The sequence below is a fragment of the Enterobacter sp. BIDMC93 genome (assembly GCF_001037805.1).
GTDB lineage: Bacteria > Pseudomonadota > Gammaproteobacteria > Enterobacterales > Enterobacteriaceae > Enterobacter > Enterobacter hormaechei_C.
Map to the genome: position 1 here is coordinate 4,278,875 of NZ_KQ089962.1, position 17,485 is coordinate 4,296,359.

The 17,485-nt window shown below is 55.7% G+C and carries 15 protein-coding genes; 7 read left to right on the forward strand and 8 right to left on the reverse strand.

The window, feature by feature from the left end:
* Window position 1 precedes the first annotated feature (1 nt).
* From SK58_RS20025 to SK58_RS20040, 4 genes are all read right to left on the reverse strand, one after another.
* The gene (locus SK58_RS20025) at window positions 2–1,249 is read right to left on the reverse strand and encodes a polysaccharide deacetylase family protein (protein ID WP_017383761.1); all 1,248 of its coding nucleotides are present in this window, start codon (window positions 1,247–1,249) and stop codon (window positions 2–4) included.
* 63 nt (window positions 1,250–1,312) lie between these two features.
* Window positions 1,313–1,753: a PTS sugar transporter subunit IIA gene (locus SK58_RS20030; RefSeq protein WP_015572698.1), complete on the reverse strand. Its 441-nt coding sequence runs from the start codon at window positions 1,751–1,753 to the stop codon at window positions 1,313–1,315.
* 105 nt (window positions 1,754–1,858) lie between these two features.
* The gene (locus SK58_RS20035; RefSeq protein WP_003856297.1) at window positions 1,859–2,629 is read right to left on the reverse strand and encodes an ABC transporter permease; all 771 of its coding nucleotides are present in this window, start codon (window positions 2,627–2,629) and stop codon (window positions 1,859–1,861) included.
* Window positions 2,626–3,552 (reverse strand): ABC transporter ATP-binding protein, encoded by a 927-nt coding sequence (locus SK58_RS20040; RefSeq protein ID WP_023295928.1) that lies wholly within the window; start codon window positions 3,550–3,552, stop codon window positions 2,626–2,628. The genes SK58_RS20035 and SK58_RS20040 overlap by 4 nt, the downstream gene beginning before the upstream one ends.
* A 107-nt stretch (window positions 3,553–3,659) precedes the next feature.
* On the opposite strand from SK58_RS20040, the gene can reads away from it, so the two are divergent.
* Window positions 3,660–4,322, forward strand: a complete 663-nt coding sequence (gene can, locus SK58_RS20045; protein ID WP_003856301.1) for a carbonate dehydratase — start codon at window positions 3,660–3,662, stop codon at window positions 4,320–4,322.
* 64 nt (window positions 4,323–4,386) lie between these two features.
* Here can and hpt read toward each other — a convergent pair whose 3' ends face one another.
* Entirely contained in the window at window positions 4,387–4,923 is a 537-nt protein-coding gene (gene hpt / locus SK58_RS20050) for a hypoxanthine phosphoribosyltransferase (protein WP_003856303.1), read from the reverse strand.
* Between the two features lie 206 nt (window positions 4,924–5,129).
* Between hpt and SK58_RS20055 the strand changes: the two genes are divergently transcribed.
* Complete coding sequence (locus SK58_RS20055) at window positions 5,130–7,520, forward strand: glucose/quinate/shikimate family membrane-bound PQQ-dependent dehydrogenase (RefSeq protein ID WP_003856304.1); 2,391 nt, start codon at window positions 5,130–5,132, stop codon at window positions 7,518–7,520.
* Between the two features lie 87 nt (window positions 7,521–7,607).
* Here the strand turns inward: SK58_RS20055 and cueO are convergent, their stop codons facing one another.
* A complete protein-coding gene (gene cueO / locus SK58_RS20060; RefSeq protein ID WP_048220365.1) occupies window positions 7,608–9,167 on the reverse strand; it encodes a multicopper oxidase CueO in 1,560 nt (519 codons plus the stop codon).
* Window positions 9,168–9,312: 145 nt separating this feature from the next.
* Here cueO and SK58_RS20065 point away from each other — a divergent pair, with 145 nt between their 5' ends.
* From SK58_RS20065 to speD, 3 genes are all read left to right on the forward strand, one after another.
* Window positions 9,313–9,660: a YacC family pilotin-like protein gene (locus SK58_RS20065; protein WP_003856306.1), complete on the forward strand. Its 348-nt coding sequence runs from the start codon at window positions 9,313–9,315 to the stop codon at window positions 9,658–9,660.
* Between the two features lie 101 nt (window positions 9,661–9,761).
* Complete coding sequence (speE, locus tag SK58_RS20070) at window positions 9,762–10,631, forward strand: polyamine aminopropyltransferase (RefSeq protein WP_015572694.1); 870 nt, start codon at window positions 9,762–9,764, stop codon at window positions 10,629–10,631.
* Window positions 10,632–11,426 carry an adenosylmethionine decarboxylase gene (gene speD / locus SK58_RS20075; protein WP_017694500.1) on the forward strand — a complete coding sequence of 265 codons (795 nt, stop codon included), beginning with the start codon at window positions 10,632–10,634 and terminating at the stop codon, window positions 11,424–11,426.
* Window positions 11,427–11,457: 31 nt separating this feature from the next.
* Here speD and yacL read toward each other — a convergent pair whose 3' ends face one another.
* Window positions 11,458–11,820: a protein YacL gene (yacL, locus tag SK58_RS20080; RefSeq protein WP_017694501.1), complete on the reverse strand. Its 363-nt coding sequence runs from the start codon at window positions 11,818–11,820 to the stop codon at window positions 11,458–11,460.
* A gap of 212 nt (window positions 11,821–12,032) precedes the next feature.
* Window positions 12,033–14,630, reverse strand: coding sequence for a bifunctional aconitate hydratase 2/2-methylisocitrate dehydratase (gene acnB / locus SK58_RS20085; protein ID WP_017383766.1), 2,598 nt, complete (start codon window positions 14,628–14,630; stop codon window positions 12,033–12,035).
* A gap of 578 nt (window positions 14,631–15,208) precedes the next feature.
* Here acnB and SK58_RS20095 point away from each other — a divergent pair.
* Both SK58_RS20095 and SK58_RS20100 read left to right on the forward strand, forming a co-directional pair.
* Complete coding sequence (locus SK58_RS20095) at window positions 15,209–16,663, forward strand: DUF3300 domain-containing protein (RefSeq protein WP_032670552.1); 1,455 nt, start codon at window positions 15,209–15,211, stop codon at window positions 16,661–16,663.
* A gap of 10 nt (window positions 16,664–16,673) precedes the next feature.
* Window positions 16,674–17,465 (forward strand): DUF2950 family protein, encoded by a 792-nt coding sequence (locus SK58_RS20100; RefSeq protein WP_032670553.1) that lies wholly within the window; start codon window positions 16,674–16,676, stop codon window positions 17,463–17,465.
* The last annotated feature ends 20 nt before the right edge of the window (window positions 17,466–17,485 follow it).

Sequence of the window (17,485 nt, forward strand, 5' to 3'; positions counted from 1 at the left end):
CCTACCCCTGCGGCTGATTGCTGATCAGCCGCGACATCGTCTCCAGCGAATCCGTTCTCAGAATATACAGTCGCTTCAGTAAGAACGGATTATCCCCCGGCTTCACCTTCCCTTTCACCGTTGTCACCGCCAGATGAAAACCGGCATCATTAGCGGCTTTAATCGCTTTATTGTCATACCCGCCAAACGGGTACGAAACATACAGCACGCGCGGGTTGAACTGCGCCAGTGCACGCCGTGAGCGTTCAAAATCGAACAGGATCACGTGATAGCTGCGGCTCAATAAGATGGGGTGTTTATACCCATCAACGCGATGCAGGAAGTGGGTGTGAGACTGAATGTCGAACACATCCTGGATGGCCTTGATTTCCTGAACGCTCATAAACTGTAGCGATCGGGGATCCCACTTCTGCGGGTGACCTTTGATTCGGGATGAAATAATAAACGCCGTCGCGTTGAAGCCATACTCTTTCAGCACCGGATACGCGTAGCGGCTCACCGATTTCAGGCCATCATCAAAAGTGATCACCACCGCTTTCGCGGGGAGGTTCATCTTGTTACGCACGTACCCTTCAAGCTGGTACATTGTCAGCGTGGTATAGCCTTGATCGCGTAACCAGGCCATCTGATTATTAAACGCACGTACGCTGGTTGTCGTGGAGGTATGTCGAAAACGGGTGTTCTCTTCATCACGCAGGATATGGTGGTAGGTCAGAACCGGCAGTCCGTTATCTTCCTGTGCATCCAGGCTGCTGATCCACGCCAGACGATTGCCGATGCGGATCTGAAACCAGGTCTGGTTCAGGCGATCTTTCAGCTTATTCAGAATCGGATAGCGAAGATTGGCGCTTAAGGTGCCAAAGGGCGCGCTTCCGCTGCTGGGGGCATTATACACTGGCGTGTCTTTCCAGGTGATGAGGTTTTGATTGCTGAGCGGCTTGTTCAGATCGCCCAGGCTATCCTCGACGCGTTGCTTACCCTGCACTTTTTCCAGGTGCTCTTTATCAATAAACCCCGTACCGAATCCGAAACGAAATTCATAGTAATCCGCCGCGGCCGGAAAGACGGCGAGGATCTGCCCGGCGCGGACATTGCCCACGTTCACGACGGCATTTCCCACCTGCGCCCAGATGGCCGCATCTTCGGTGGTTTGCATATATTGGGCAGGAAGGCCTTGCTGACTGGTCAGGCTGGCAGACGCACCACCGGAGACCAGTAGCAGAAGGATAAAGATAACGCGCATGAGCATGGGATATAAATCGATACGGAAAATCAGTCGCCATTGTAGCAAAAGCGACATCAATACCAATGTTTAATGCTTATACAGATCGTGAAGCAGAACGAAAGGCGGATTCTTCTGCTGCTGGTGCCACAGGCTGCTCACGCCCGGCGAGCCCTGCGCCACAATGGCGTGACGAAACTCAGCGCTGCTCAACGTTGCGCGCAGCGGATACATCGCTTCGAGTAAAGGCAGGCTGATACCGGAGATCACTTCACAGTTATCATGCTTATGGCTCATTAACGCCGCTGAACGGTAAGGCGCCGCGCCCGATCTGTCGGTGAGAAAAATCACGCCATCACCGGTGTCGGTTTCATGCAGCGCGTCGCACATCATCCGGCTTAGCATATTGGTGCTCAGCCCTCGCCAGTAATTTACCGCACGACATTGCGCCAGAGGGCCAAATCGGGCCTCCAGCTTCAGGAGCATTTCCTGTGCCTCTTCATCGTGGCAGGTGATAACCCATCCCAGCATAACGTCTCTCCTTAGCAGGCGAGTAGTTTATCCAGGTGAAGGTTAGTTTACGGTGATAACTGTCAAAGAAAGTGCCCGGCAAACAGAACGTCGCCGGGCAGAAGGTTAGCTACGCAGCCCACGTCCACGCTGGATCAGATACCAGCACAGCAGATAGAACGCCACGATAAACACCACCAGCACCACAACGGTAGTGAACAGCGGGACATCGGTAATGCCGAGGAAACCAAAGCGGAAGCCGCTGATCATATAGACAATCGGGTTCAGGTGCGACAGAGCCTGCCAGAACGGCGGCAGCAGCGTCAGGGAGTAGAACACCCCGCCCAGATAGGTCAGCGGCGTCAGCACGAAGGTCGGGATCAGGCTGATGTCATCAAACGTTTTGGCGAACACGGCGTTCAGCAAGCCAGCCAGTGAGAACAGGATCGCCGTCAGCAATAGCGTGAGCGCCACGAACAGCCACGAGTGCACCTGGAACGGCACGAAGAACAGCGAAATCGCCGTCACCAGAATACCCACGCACAGCCCGCGCGCCACGCCACCGCCCACGTAACCGGCGATAATGACGTGCGTCGGCACTGGCGCCACCAGCAGCTCTTCAATGTTACGCTGGAACTTGGCGCTGAAGAATGAGGACGCCACGTTCGCGTAAGCGTTGGTGATCACTGCCATCATGATCAGGCCCGGCACGATAAACTGCATATAGGTAAAGCCGTGCATCTCACCAATGCGGGAGCCAATCAGGTTGCCGAAAATGATGAAGTAGAGCGTCATGGTGATCACCGGCGGCACCAGGGTTTGCACCCAGATGCGCATAAAGCGGTTAATCTCTTTCGCCCAGATGCTTTTCAGCGCGACCCAGTAAAGATGCGTCATGCCTTGTCTCCTTGTTTATCGTGCACCAGAGAGACAAACAGCTCTTCCAGTCGGTTCGCTTTGTTACGCATGCTTAATACCTGAACGCCCTGCGTGCTCAGCTGGGAGAACACGCTGTTGATCCCCTGCTCGCGCAGCACTTCTACCTCCAGCGTCGAGGTATCGACCAGGCGATAGTTATACCCCTCCAGCTTCGGCAGGGCGCTTTTCGCCGCCAGATCGAGGATAAAGGTCTCTGATTTCAGCTTGGAGAGCAGGTTCTTCATTGAGGTGTTTTCCACCAGCTCACCGTGCTGAATGATGCCGATATTGCGGCACAGCATCTCCGCCTCTTCCAGGTAGTGTGTGGTCAGGATGATGGTGGTGCCTTTGTCGTTCAGATCCTTCAGGAAGCCCCACATGGAACGACGCAGTTCAATATCCACCCCAGCGGTCGGTTCATCGAGGATGAGCAGCTTTGGCTCGTGCATCAGCGCGCGAGCAATCATCAGGCGGCGCTTCATCCCCCCGGACAACATCCGCGCGCGCTCGTTACGCTTCTCCCACAGGTCAAGCTGTTTGAGATACTTTTCGCTGCGCTCAAGCGCCTCTTTGCGCTCAACGCCATAGTAACCCGCCTGGTTAACAACAATCTGCTGTACCGTCTCGAACGGGTTGAAGTTGAACTCCTGCGGCACCAGCCCCAGCTGGCGCTTGGCGTTGACCACGTCTTTTTGCAGGTCGTAGCCAAACACGCTAACGCGGCCAGACGTTTTATTGACCAGCGAGCTGATAATCCCGATGGTGGTCGATTTTCCCGCCCCGTTCGGCCCCAGAAGCGCGTAGAAATCTCCCGCTTCGACTTTAAGATCTATCCCGCGCAGCGCCTGGACGCCCCCCGGGTAGGTTTTTTTGAGCTGTTCAAGCTCCAGTGCAATCGCCATGAATTCAACTTACCTTAAGTTCTGACACACGTTGTGTGGTTTCATTAAAAGTCGGGTTACCCTATAGTAGCGCAACGCAATCACTTGGTTACAGGTCGCTAACCTCCATGAACGACATAGATACACTCATCAGCAACAATGCACTATGGTCAAAAATGCTGGTGGAGGAAGACCCCGGATTTTTTGGAAAACTGGCACAGGCGCAGAACCCGCGCTTTCTCTGGATTGGATGTTCCGACAGCCGCGTCCCCGCCGAACGTCTGACCGGTCTTGAACCGGGCGAACTGTTTGTTCACCGCAATGTTGCTAACCTCGTTATTCATACCGATCTCAACTGCCTTTCGGTTGTTCAGTATGCCGTTGACGTTCTGGAGGTTGAGCACATCATTATTTGTGGCCACTACGGCTGCGGCGGCGTACAGGCGGCGGTCGAAAATACAGAGCTGGGGTTAATCGATAACTGGCTGCTGCACATCCGTGATATCTGGTTCAAACATAGCTCACTGCTGGGCGAAATGCCGCAGGAGCGCCGTCTCGACACGCTGTGTGAGCTGAACGTGATGGAGCAGGTCTATAACCTGGGCCACTCGACGATTATGCAGTCTGCCTGGAAACGCGGACAGAAGGTCTCCATCCACGGCTGGGCGTACGGTATTCACGACGGCCTGCTACGCAATCTGGAAGTGACCGCCACCAACCGCGAAACGCTGGAACAGCGTTACCGCTCGGGAATTGCCAACCTCAAGCTTAAGCACGTTAACCATAAATAACAAAGCCGGGGGTTTTCACCCTCTCCCTGTGGGAGAGGGCTGGGGTGAGGGCATCAGCCCGCAATTATTCGTCCAGAATCACTACTTTCCCAACATACGGCAGATGGCGATAACGCTGCGCGTAATCAATGCCGTAACCCACCACGAATTCGTCCGGGATGGAGAAACCAACGAACTCCACCGGCACCTGCACTTCACGGCGCTCAGGCTTATCCAGCAGAGTACAAATCGCCAGTGATTTTGGTTCACGCAGGCTCAGGATCTCACGCACTTTAGAGAGCGTGTTGCCGGAGTCGATGATGTCCTCAACAATCAACACATCTTTGCCACGAATATCTTCATCCAGATCCTTCAGGATTTTCACATCACGGGTTGTGGACATGCCGCTGCCGTAGCTGGAGGCGGTCATAAAATCGACCTCGTGCGGCACCTGCACTTCACGGCACAGGTCTGCCATGAACATGAAAGAGCCACGCAACAGACCGACCAGCACCATTTCGCTGCCGCTGTCCTTGTAATGTTCGGTGATTTGACGACCCAGTTCGGCGATACGCGCTTTGATCTCGGCTTCCGGGATCATCACTTCAACAGTATGTTTCATATTACTAACCAAATGATTTTAGTGAAAATCTCTCAATGCGGATGACTCTCGCTCCGGCATTGATACGCAAGCCAGCCATTATACCAGTAAATGGATAAGCCTGGCGTATGAGTTATAAAAAGCAATATTTGTGATTCCGATCACAGTTGTTAATACCTATAATTAATTGCTAGCAAATAATTAACAAAACTGACGAGTACTTTTCTATGGCTGAAACAAAAACTAAACAGCCGCGTCTACTGGTGACATTAACAGCCGCGTTTGCCGCATTCTGCGCGCTGTATTTGTTAATCGGTGGCGTATGGCTGGTCGCGATTGGCGGCTCCTGGTACTACCCGATTGCGGGTCTGGTTATGGTTGGCGTAACCGTCCTGCTTTTACGCAGAAAACAATCTGCTCTGTGGCTGTACGCAGCGTTACTGCTCGCAACCATGATCTGGGGCGTCTGGGAAGTCGGGTTCGACTTCTGGGCGTTGACGCCGCGCAGCGACATTCTGGTCTTCTTCGGTATCTGGCTGATCCTGCCGTTTGTCTGGCGTCGTCTGATCGTCCCTTCCAGTGGCGCCGTGGCCGGTCTGGTCGTTGCCCTGCTGATTAGTGGCGGCATCCTGACCTGGGCCGGTTTTAACGACCCGCAGGAGATCAACGGTACGCTGAACGCGGAATCCACGCCGGCTGCGGCTATTTCGCAGGTGGCGGACGGTGACTGGCCTGCTTATGGTCGTAACCAGGAAGGTCAACGCTACTCCCCGCTGAAGCAGATCAACGCGGACAACGTGAAAAACCTGAAGGAAGCCTGGGTATTCCGTACCGGCGACCTGAAGATGCCAAACGATCCGGGTGAGCTGACCAACGAAGTGACCCCGATTAAAGTGGGCAACATGCTCTACCTGTGTACGGCGCACCAGCGTCTGTTCGCGCTCGACGCGGCTACCGGTAAAGAGAAATGGCACTTTGATCCACAGCTGAACTCCAACCCGTCGTTCCAGCACATTACCTGCCGCGGCGTCTCTTACCACGAAGCGCGCGCCGATAATGCCAGCCCGGAAGTCATTGCCGACTGTCCTCGCCGCATTATGCTGCCGGTGAACGATGGCCGCCTGTTTGCCATTAACGCTGAGACCGGCAAGCTGTGCGAAACCTTCGCCAATAAAGGCATTCTGAATCTTCAGACCAACATGCCGGACACCACGCCGGGCCTGTATGAGCCGACCTCCCCGCCAATCATCACCGACAAAACCATCGTGATTGCCGGTTCGGTAACGGATAACTTCTCTACCCGTGAAACCTCCGGCGTTATCCGTGGTTTCGACGTGAACACCGGTAAACTGCTGTGGGCCTTCGACCCGGGCGCGAAAGATCCTAACGCGATCCCATCGGATGAACACACCTTTACCTTTAACTCACCGAACTCCTGGGCACCGGCAGCGTATGACGCGAAGCTGGACCTGGTCTACCTGCCGATGGGCGTGACCACGCCGGATATCTGGGGCGGTAACCGTACGCCGGAGCAGGAACGTTACGCCAGCTCCATCGTGGCGCTGAACGCAACAACCGGTAAACTGGCATGGAGCTACCAGACCGTTCACCACGATCTGTGGGATATGGATATGCCGTCCCAGCCGACGCTGGCGGACATTACCGTTAACGGTAAAACCGTACCGGTGATTTACGCCCCGGCGAAAACCGGTAACATCTTCGTGCTTGATCGTAGCAACGGTAAGCTGGTTGTTCCTGCGCCGGAAAAACCGGTTCCGCAGGGTGCGGCCAAAGGCGACTACGTCACCAAAACGCAGCCGTTCTCTGACCTGAGCTTCCGTCCGAAGAAAGATCTCAGCGGTGCAGACATGTGGGGTGCCACCATGTTTGACCAGCTGGTATGCCGCGTGATGTTCCACCAGCTGCGCTACGAAGGGATTTTCACCCCGCCGTCAGAGCAGGGTACGCTGGTCTTCCCGGGTAACCTGGGGATGTTCGAATGGGGTGGGATCTCCGTTGACCCTAACCGTCAGGTCGCCATCGCTAACCCAATGGCGCTGCCGTTCGTTTCCCGTCTGATCCCTCGTGGTCCGGGTAACCCAATGGAGCAGCCGAAAGATGCGAAAGGCAGCGGTACCGAAGCCGGTATCCAGCCGCAGTATGGCGTTCCTTATGGTGTGACCCTGAATCCGTTCCTTTCTCCGTTCGGTCTGCCGTGTAAACAGCCTGCCTGGGGTTATATCTCCGGTCTGGATCTGAAGACCAACAAGATCGTCTGGAAGAAACGTATTGGTACGCCACAGGACAGCATGCCGTTCCCGATGCCTGTTCCAGTGCCGTTCAATATGGGTATGCCAATGCTGGGTGGCCCAATCTCCACCGCCGGTAACGTGCTGTTCATCGCGGCAACCGCAGATAACTACCTGCGCGCGTACAACATGACCAACGGTGAAAAATTGTGGCAAGGCCGTCTGCCAGCCGGTGGACAGGCAACGCCGATGACCTATGAAGTGAATGGCAAGCAGTACGTTGTCATCTCTGCGGGTGGTCACGGTTCGTTTGGCACGAAGATGGGCGACTATATTGTCGCGTATGCACTGCCTGACGACGCTAAGTAACGAAAAAGCCCGGTGGCGCTAACGCTTACCGGGCCTACGGGTGCCCTATGTAGGCCGGGTAAGGCGAAGCCGCCACCCGGCTTTTTTTTATACGGTAAAACCGAGCATCATCCCCGTATCTTCATGCTCCAGCAGATGACAGTGGGCCATATAGGCAAACTCTTTCGGCGCCTCGTGGTCGAACTTCACCAGCACCTCGCTGACGCCGCCTTCCACCCTCACCGTATCTTTCCAGCCCGCACGATGCGCCTCCGGCGCTTTACCATTTTCAGACAGAATACGGAACTGCGTGCCGTGGATATGGAACGGGTGCAGCATCATGTCGCCTTCGCCTGAAATCACCCAGCGTTCAAACTGCCCTTTCGTGGCAGCGAACATGGGCGTGTTCATATCGAACGCTTTGCCGTTGATGCGGTTGGCGTTGTGGAAATCGAAACCATGGCCGCCGTGATCCATGCCGCCCATATTGCCGTGGTCCATATTCATATGGCCCATCATCTGGCCGTGATGCATTCCCGCCATGGCCTGATTGCCGTACTTCTTCATCAGCGCCTGCATGCCCATCATGTCGAGCATCGGGTCCATGGAGAGCTGAAGTTTACGCTGTGTAAGCCCGTCCAGCGACGGGAGTGCTGGCAGCGTGGTGAGGGTCTCCGGCAGCGTACCGGAGGCGGTGATCTGTAGCGGCTGAATGCGCAGGACCGGATGCGGCTTATCAAACGGCGCAACGGCCATCCCCATCTGGCTGACCGGCAGGGTCACGAGGTCAAACGCTTTGCCATCGCTGATGTCCACCAGCACCTCGAAGCGCTCGCCCATCAGCATCGGCAGCTCGCTCACCTTCACCGGCTCCGGCAGCAGGCCGCCGTCGCTTGCCACTACGTAAAGCGGGCGTTTATCGCTGGTGGCGAAGTTCAGCGAGCGGGCGTTACAGCCGTTAAGCAGACGTAAGCGCAGCCAGCCTTTTGGCGCGGCATGCTGCGGGTAGATCGCACCGTTGGTCAGCAGCGTATCGCCAAACCAGCCTACCGCCGCGCTCATGACGTCCAGCTGATAGTCAATTTGCCCGTCAGCGTTGAATTTTTTGTCCTGCACAATCACCGGGACATCGTCGATTCCCCACTGTTTCGGCAGGCGCAGCAGGCGGCTTTCATCGTCTTCAATCAGCACCAGGCCGGCCAGCCCCATCGCCACCTGATGGCCCGTTTTGCCATGCTGATGCGGGTGGAACCAGCAGGTCGCCGCGCGTTGTTCCGGGGTAAAGGTTACGCTGCGTTTACCACCAGGCCTGATGATGCCCTGAGGCCCCCCATCCACTTCGCCCGGGACTTCCAGCCCGTGCCAGTGCAGCGTGGTCTCTTCCGCAAGCGTGTTATGAATGTCTACCGTCACCGCCTTCCCTTTGCGTAACCGCAACGCCGGGCCGAGCAGATTGCCGTTATAGCCCCACGTCGTAGCGTCGTGCTGACCGAACGTGGTTTTACCGGCCTGCACCACAAGCTGAATGCGGCTGCGGGCATCTGGGGAGAGTAATTCAGGAATGGGTAAAGCCGGTCTGTCGGCGGCAAAAACGGCGCGGCTCCAGAGAGGTAACGCGCTGGCAACCCCCAGCGCGGCAGAAAATTTTAAAAAATCACGACGTTGCATGTGCATTTCCTTATTTCCAGCAGGCGATCTTTTGAGCATAAACCCTCCCCTTACCGGAAGGTCAAGCACGGCGGCAATAATAAAGATCGTCGGCCTGGCATCAAGTATGCTAACGTTAATTTTCCGTGATGCAGTGGTAAAGGCAATGAAGACGTTTTTCAGAACAATTTTGTTCGCCAGCCTGATGGCGATGTGTGCGAACAGTTACGCGCTAAGTGAAAACGAAGCGGAAGATATGGCCGATCTGACGGCAGTTTTTGTTTTTCTGAAAAACGATTGTGGTTACCAGAATTTACCCAATGGGCAAATTCGTCGCGCACTGGTCTTTTTTGCCCAGCAGAATCAATGGGACCTCAGCAACTACGACAGCTTCGACATGAAGGCGCTCGGTGAAGACAGCTACCGTGATTTAAGCGGTATTGGCATTCCCACTGCTAAAAAATGCAAAGCGCTGGCTCGCGATTCACTCAGCCTGCTCGCCTACGTGAAGTAACCTTCCCGACGCCCCTTGTTGACCCGCTTACCGCCTCACGGCGGTGTTGTGTTGCGCCCATCTGCCGGATGTAATGGATGTTAACGAAGGAGGTGCTCCCCATGACCGAAAAAACGGTATGGCAAGAAACGCTGCATGACCAGTTTGGTCAGTATTTTGCCGTGGATAACGTGCTCTATCATGAGAAAACCGATCATCAGGATTTGATAATCTTCGAAAACGCCGCCTTTGGCCGCGTGATGGCGCTGGACGGCGTGGTGCAAACCACCGAGCGCGACGAGTTTATCTATCACGAAATGATGACCCACGTCCCGCTGCTGGCCCACGGCCACGCGAAGGACGTGCTGATTATCGGCGGCGGCGACGGCGCGATGCTGCGTGAAGTCTCTCGCCATCAGAATGTCGAAACCATCACCATGGTGGAAATCGACGCCGGTGTGGTGTCGTTCTGCCGCCAGTATCTGCCCAACCACAATGCCGGCAGCTATGACGATCCGCGGTTTAATCTGGTTATCGACGATGGCGTCAATTTTGTTAACCAGACCACGCAAACGTTTGATGTCATTATCTCTGACTGTACCGACCCTATCGGCCCGGGCGCATCGCTGTTTACCTCGTCGTTTTACGAAGGCTGCAAACGCTGCCTGAAGCCTGGCGGTATTTTTGTGGCGCAAAACGGCGTTTGCTTCCTGCAACAGGATGAAGCGCTTGATAGCCACCGTAAGCTGAGCACCTATTTTGCTGACGTCAGCTTCTACCAGGCGGCGATCCCCACTTACTACGGCGGGATCATGACCTTTGCCTGGGCGACGGATAACGACGTTCTGCGCCATCTCTCTACCGAGATCGTGCAGGCCCGCTTCCACCAGGCCGGACTCCAGTGCCGCTACTACAACCCGGCGATCCACACCGCAGCCTTTGCGTTGCCTCAATATCTGCAAGACGCGCTGTCCTCAAAGGAGGTGAACTAATTGAAAAAGCTTAAACTGCATGGCTTTAACAATCTGACCAAAAGCCTGAGTTTTTGTATTTACGATATCTGCTACGCCAAAACAGCAGAAGAGCGCGATGGTTACATCGCCTATATCGATGAACTCTACAACGCCAACCGTCTGACCGAGATCCTGACAGAGACCTGCTCGATTATCGGCGCGAACATCCTGAATATCGCGCGCCAGGATTATGAGCCTCAGGGTGCGAGCGTCACCATTCTGGTGAGTGAAGAGCCGGTTGACCCGAAGCTTATCGACAAAACCGAGCACCCCGGCCCGCTGCCGGAAGTGGTAGTCGCCCACCTGGATAAAAGCCACATCTGCGTGCACACCTACCCGGAAAGCCACCCGGAAGGCGGGCTGTGTACCTTCCGCGCGGATATTGAAGTGTCGACCTGCGGCGTGATTTCACCGCTGAATGCGTTGAATTATTTAATCCACCAGCTGGAATCCGATATCGTCACTATTGATTATCGCGTGCGCGGTTTTACCCGTGATATCAACGGCATGAAGCACTTCATTGATCATGAGATCAACTCCATTCAGAACTTCATGTCCGAAGACATGAAGTCGCTGTACGACATGATGGATGTGAACGTCTATCAGGAGAATATCTTCCATACCAAGATGATGCTTAAAGAGTTCGATCTTAAGCACTATATGTTCCATACCAGGCCGGAAGATTTAAGTGACGAAGAGCGTAAGGTCATTACCGACCTGCTCTGGAAAGAGATGCGCGAAATTTACTACGGCCGTAACATTCCGACCGTGTAAACGTGATCCGGAGCAGGGACGCTTCGGGGAGTTACTTCTGTTTCATAAAATCGCGGTAGGCGTTCAACACGCTCAGAAAGTCTTCCACGCCGCACAGCGACAGGCTCTCTTCGTCGTAGTAGCTCATCCCCTCTTCCATCTCATCACCCGAGAACTCAAGTTGGTTGGCGCGCACCATCACCTCTTCGCCATCCATCCACAGCGTGTATTCGTGCCCGGCGCGTTGCCAGGAGCGTTCACTGCCTTTCACCGTTTCCGCCGCCTGTTCGACTTCATCCAGCAGCGCGAGGTTCTCTTTCACCTCTTCGTTAAACCAGTGTCCAACGGCTTCGTGCCCCATCGACATTCGCACTTTCACCACGCCGGTGATGTCGCGCAAAAATTCGTAATCCATAGCGTTTTCCTCTGCAAAGCCATTAGGGTAATTATCGCAGCAGAGAGGAAGAAAAAAAGCGGGAGAGGTGGGAGGAATGAAAATAAAAAACCCACCGACGTTGCGATGGGTTTTGTAGGCCCGGTAAGCGTAGCGCCACCGGGCAATGGGTCAGGTGCGGAGCGGTCTGGTGCCCTCACCCCCAGCCCCTCTCCCACGGGAGAGGGTAGCATTTATACTGCGGTCTGGAAGATTACCCCGTCAGCCTTCTCGGTGTACTGAGAGAGCTGGTCGAAGTTCAGATAGCGATAGGTATCCACCGCCGTCTTATCTACCTGAGCCACAAAGGTCTGGTACTCTTCCGGCGTTGGCAGTTTACCAATCAGCGCCGCAACCGCCGCCAGTTCCGCAGAGGCCAGGTAAACGTTCGCCCCGGTACCTAAACGGTTCGGGAAGTTACGGGTTGAGGTGGACACCACCGTCGCACCGTCGGCCACGCGCGCCTGGTTGCCCATGCACAGGGAACAGCCAGGGATTTCGATACGCGCCCCGCTCTTACCAAACACGCTGTAGTAGCCCTCTTCGGTCAGCTGTGCCGCGTCCATACGGGTTGGCGGCGCCACCCACAGACGGGTTGGCAGCTGGCCTTTATGGGTATCCAGCAGCTTACCGGCAGCACGGAAGTGGCCGATGTTGGTCATACAGGAGCCGATGAACACTTCGTCGATCTTATCGCCCTGTACGTCAGAGAGCAGACGCGCATCGTCCGGATCGTTAGGCGCACACAGGATTGGCTCTTTGATATCCGCCAGATCGATCTCAATCACCGCCGCGTACTCTGCGTCAGCATCGGCTTCCAGCAGCTGCGGATCCGCCAGCCATTTTTCCATGCCCTGAATACGACGCTCCAGCGTACGACGGTCGCCGTAGCCTTCCGCTATCATCCACTTCAGCAGCACGATGTTGGAGGTCAGATACTCAATAATCGGCTCTTTGTTCAGCTTGATGGTACAGCCCGCCGCAGAACGCTCGGCAGAGGCATCGGTCAGCTCGAACGCCTGCTCCACTTTCAGATCCGGCAGACCTTCAATTTCCAGAATGCGGCCAGAGAAGATGTTTTTCTTGCCTTTCTTCTCAACGGTCAGCAGACCCTGTTTAATGGCATACAGCGGGATCGCGTGCACCAGATCGCGCAGGGTAATGCCCGGCTGCATTTTACCTTTGAAGCGCACCAGCACCGATTCCGGCATATCCAGCGGCATCACGCCGGTCGCTGCGGCAAACGCCACCAGACCGGAACCCGCCGGGAAGGAGATCCCGATTGGGAAACGGGTATGGGAGTCACCGCCGGTACCGACGGTATCCGGCAGCAGCATGCGGTTCAGCCAGGAGTGGATAACGCCGTCGCCCGGACGCAGGGAGACACCGCCACGGTTCATAATGAAGTCAGGCAGCGTGTGGTGCGTGGTTACGTCAACCGGCTTCGGATACGCCGCGGTGTGGCAGAAGGATTGCATCACCAGATCGGAAGAGAAGCCCAGGCACGCCAGGTCTTTCAGTTCATCACGGGTCATTGGGCCAGTGGTGTCCTGAGACCCCACGGAGGTCATTTTCGGTTCGCAGTACGCGCCAGGACGGATACCAGTGACGCCGCAGGCGCGACCCACCATTTTCTGCGCCAGAGAGTAACCGCGGTTGCTCTCGGCCACGTCTTTCGCCTGACGGAATACGTCACTGTGCGGCAGACCCAGCGCTTCACGCGCTTTGGTGGTCAGGCCACGGCCGATGATCAGCGGAATACGGCCACCGGCACGCACTTCGTCGATCAGCACGTCGGTTTTCAGCTCAAAGCTGGCCAGCAGTTCGTTGGTTTCGTGGTTGCGCACTTCGCCTTTATACGGGTAAACGTCAATCACGTCGCCCATGTTCAGGTTGCTCACGTCCACTTCAATTGGCAGCGCGCCCGCATCTTCCATGGTGTTGAAGAAGATTGGCGCAATTTTGCCGCCGAGGCACAGGCCGCCGCCGCGCTTGTTCGGCACGTGCGGAATGTCGTCGCCCATGAACCACAGCACGGAGTTGGTGGCGGATTTACGGGAAGAACCGGTACCAACCACGTCACCGACGTAAGCCAGCGGGAAACCTTTTTGTTGCAGGGCTTCGATCTGTTTGATCGGGCCAACCACGCCTGGCTGATCCGGCTCAATGCCTTCACGGGCGTTTTTCAGCATCGCCAGGGCGTGCAGTGGGATATCCGGGCGAGACCATGCATCCGGCGCCGGAGAAAGGTCATCGGTGTTGGTTTCACCGGTCACTTTAAAGACGGTAACGGTAATTTTTTCAGCAAGCTGAGGGCGGTTCAGGAACCATTCGGCATCGGCCCAGGACTGCATCACCTGCTTCGCGTAAACGTTGCCTGCTTTGGCTTTTTCTTCCACATCGTAGAAGTTATCGAACATCAATAGCGTTGAAGAGAGCGCTTTGGCAGCAATTGGCGCCAGCTTGTCGTTATCCAGCGCGTCAATCAGCGGATGAATGTTATAGCCGCCCTGCATGGTGCCGAGCAGTTCAATCGCTTTTTCAGGAGTAACCAGTGGGGAGGTGGCTTCGCCTTTGGCAACGGCGGCAAGGAATCCGGCTTTTACGTAGGCAGCTTCATCTACGCCAGGCGGTACACGGTTGATCAGCAGATCTAACAGGAATTCTTCTTCGCCCTCAGGCGGGTTCTTCAGCAGCTCGACGAGCGCGGCCATTTGGGTTGCATCTAACGGTTTGGGTACAATTCCCTCGGCGGCACGTTCTGCTACGTGCTTACGGTATTCTTCTAGCACGACGGTTCTCCTCGCTCTCATTGTCATATGCGGCGGGCGTTCTCTTCACGCTCCTGTGAGACAGCAGTTTGTAGGGTAAATGCCCGATACCGCGTCGGGCAGCATAGCAGGATTTCTGCACAGTGTTAATCTGTTTACAAAAAAGCAACATTAAAAAATTTGCTGAATCGTTAAGCATGATGTAACGGGGAGACGAGACGAATTTCAGACACAAAAAAACCGCCTGATAGCGGTTTATTTGTTGCCTTGCGGTGGTAGCACACCGTGCTGGCAGATTTGCGGCAACCCCAACGCAATGAATTTTGCATCACGCCCCACTGGCTTGCAAGCCATTATGTCAATTTTGCGTGGCGCCTTCCTGTTTCGAATGAAAAAACGGTTAACTTCATTTATCGCCTTCTGAATGTCCGTCGCCTGCTCAGCCATCCGATATAATTGTGTAATAAATACTCACACTCTTTATCCGGATGCTTCGGAGGTTTTCCCAACAAAAGTTAAAACTGTAAAACACGGGTGAATGATACTCGCGGCAACAGCAACGCCTCACGGCACTGCACTCGTCTCGTTGGAGTCAATCTATGAAGTTGCCTTTTAAACCACATCTTCTTGTTCTGCTTTGCAGTGCGGGGCTGTTTGCCGCCTCGGGCGTCATGTTCGTTAAAAGCCGCGCAACGGAACCCGCTCCCGCACCTGCGCCGGTAGCCCCGCAGCTTCCCGCCCCGACAGCACAACCTGCCCCGGTGGCGACTCCGGCCTATACCGCCGCGCAGATCGATCAGTGGACAGCGCCCATTGCGCTCTATCCCGACGCGCTGCTGTCGCAAATTCTGATGGCCTCAACCTATCCGGCGAGCGTGATTCAGGCCGCCCAGTGGTCAAAGGACAACCCTAAAATGCAGGGCGATACCGCTATTCAGGCGGTCAGCGGGCAGCCATGGGATGCCAGCGTGAAATCGCTGGTCGCCTTTCCGCAGTTAATGTCGTTGATGGGAGAAAACCCGTCGTGGGTACAGAGCCTCGGCGACGCCTTTCTGGCCCAGCCAAAGGATGTGATGGATTCCGTGCAGCGTCTGCGCCTGCTGGCGCAGCAGACAGGCACGTTGCAATCCACCCCGCAGCAGACCGTCACCACCGTGAAAAAATCTGCGCCAGCCTCCGCCAGTACAGCCGCGACGTCAACGCCGGCTAGTCCGACGGTGATTAAAATTGAGCCAGCCGATCCACAGGTGGTTTATGTCCCTACCTACAACCCTTCCACCGTTTACGGCACGTGGCCAAACGCCAGCTATCCGCCTGTGTATCTGCCCCCGTCTCCCGGCCAGCAGTTTACCAATAGTTTCGTCAGAGGCTTTGGCTATAGCCTCGGCGTAGCCACTACCTATGCGCTGTTCAGTAACATAGACTGGGACGATGACGACGAACATCATCACGATCATGATGACGATCACCACGGCGGTTATTCGCATAACGGCGATAACATTAATATTAATGTTAATAACTTCAATAAGATCACCGGCGAGCACCGTACCGATAATCATCAGGTCTGGCAGCATAATCCGGCCTACCGCAACGGCGTGCCCTACGCCAATAGCCAGCTTGCCAGCCGCTATCATCAGACTTCAGTGCCGGGAGGGCTGAGCGCTACCCGGCAGCAGACGGTCAACCGCGATAGCCAGCGGCAGGCTGCGATGGCGCAGATACAGCAGTCGACGGGCAAAACCCTCACACAGCTACAGCATGGCGACGCGCATTTCCCGCAACATTCAGCGTCAGCGCAGCAGCTGAAGCAGCTCTCTCAGCGCAGCAACTATCGCGGCTACGACAGCGCGCGGCCCCACGCACAACGGATGAATAATACTCTTGCGCAAACCAGACGCCCGACGCAGGTTCAGCATCAGCCGCTGCGGGCAAACGCCCTGAGCGGCAACGACAGCCGCTCGGCCAACTGGCAGGCCCAGCACCAGCGCGGGCTGCAAAGCCGCCAGCAGCTGTCCGAACATCATACCGAACACCGTGAATTCCATCGTCGTTAAGGAAGCCGCTATGAACATGAAACCGATCGGTGGAATGCTGTTGTTGATGGTATCCACCTTCGCCTGCGCCCAGCAATCTTTCTCCACGCCTGAGCAGGCGGCCAATGCCCTGACGAAGGCCATCAGCGAGCAGAATGAGAGCGCGATGGCCGACCTGCTGGGGGATAACTGGCGCGACTATCTGCCACCTGAAGGGGTTGATCCGGAGGCGGTAGCTCGATTCCTGCGTGACTGGAAGATTAACCATCGTACCGAAATCAGCGGCGATATTGCCCATCTGTCAGTTGGCGATAACGGCTGGCAACTCCCCATACCGGTAGTGAAGAAAAAAGAGGGCTGGCAATTTGATATGCAGAAAGCGGCTGATGAGATCCTGACCCGCGAAATCGGCCGCAACGAACTCGCGGCTATCGAAGCGCTGCACGCCTACGTCGACGCACAGCAGAGCTACTACGCCATGAACCACCGCTATGCGCAGAAGATTGTCAGCACGCCAGGGCTAAAAGACGGCCTGTACTGGCCCATCTCGCCGGGCGAAGCGCCAAGCCCGCTGGGTCCCGCCTTCAGCCCGCCGGAGCCTGGTATGGGCTATCACGGCTATCGGTTCCGCATTCTGCCGGATAAAAATGGCTTTGCGATGGTTGCCTGGCCCGTGAGCTATGGTCAGACGGGGGTAATGAGCTTTGTCGTTAACCAGGATGACAAGGTGTATCAGGCAAATCTCGGCAACGATTCGGCGCAAAAAGCGCAGGCGATCGCTGCATACCACCCGGATAAAACCTGGCAGCCTGTCACCCCCTGAACGCGGCGCATAAAAAAAGC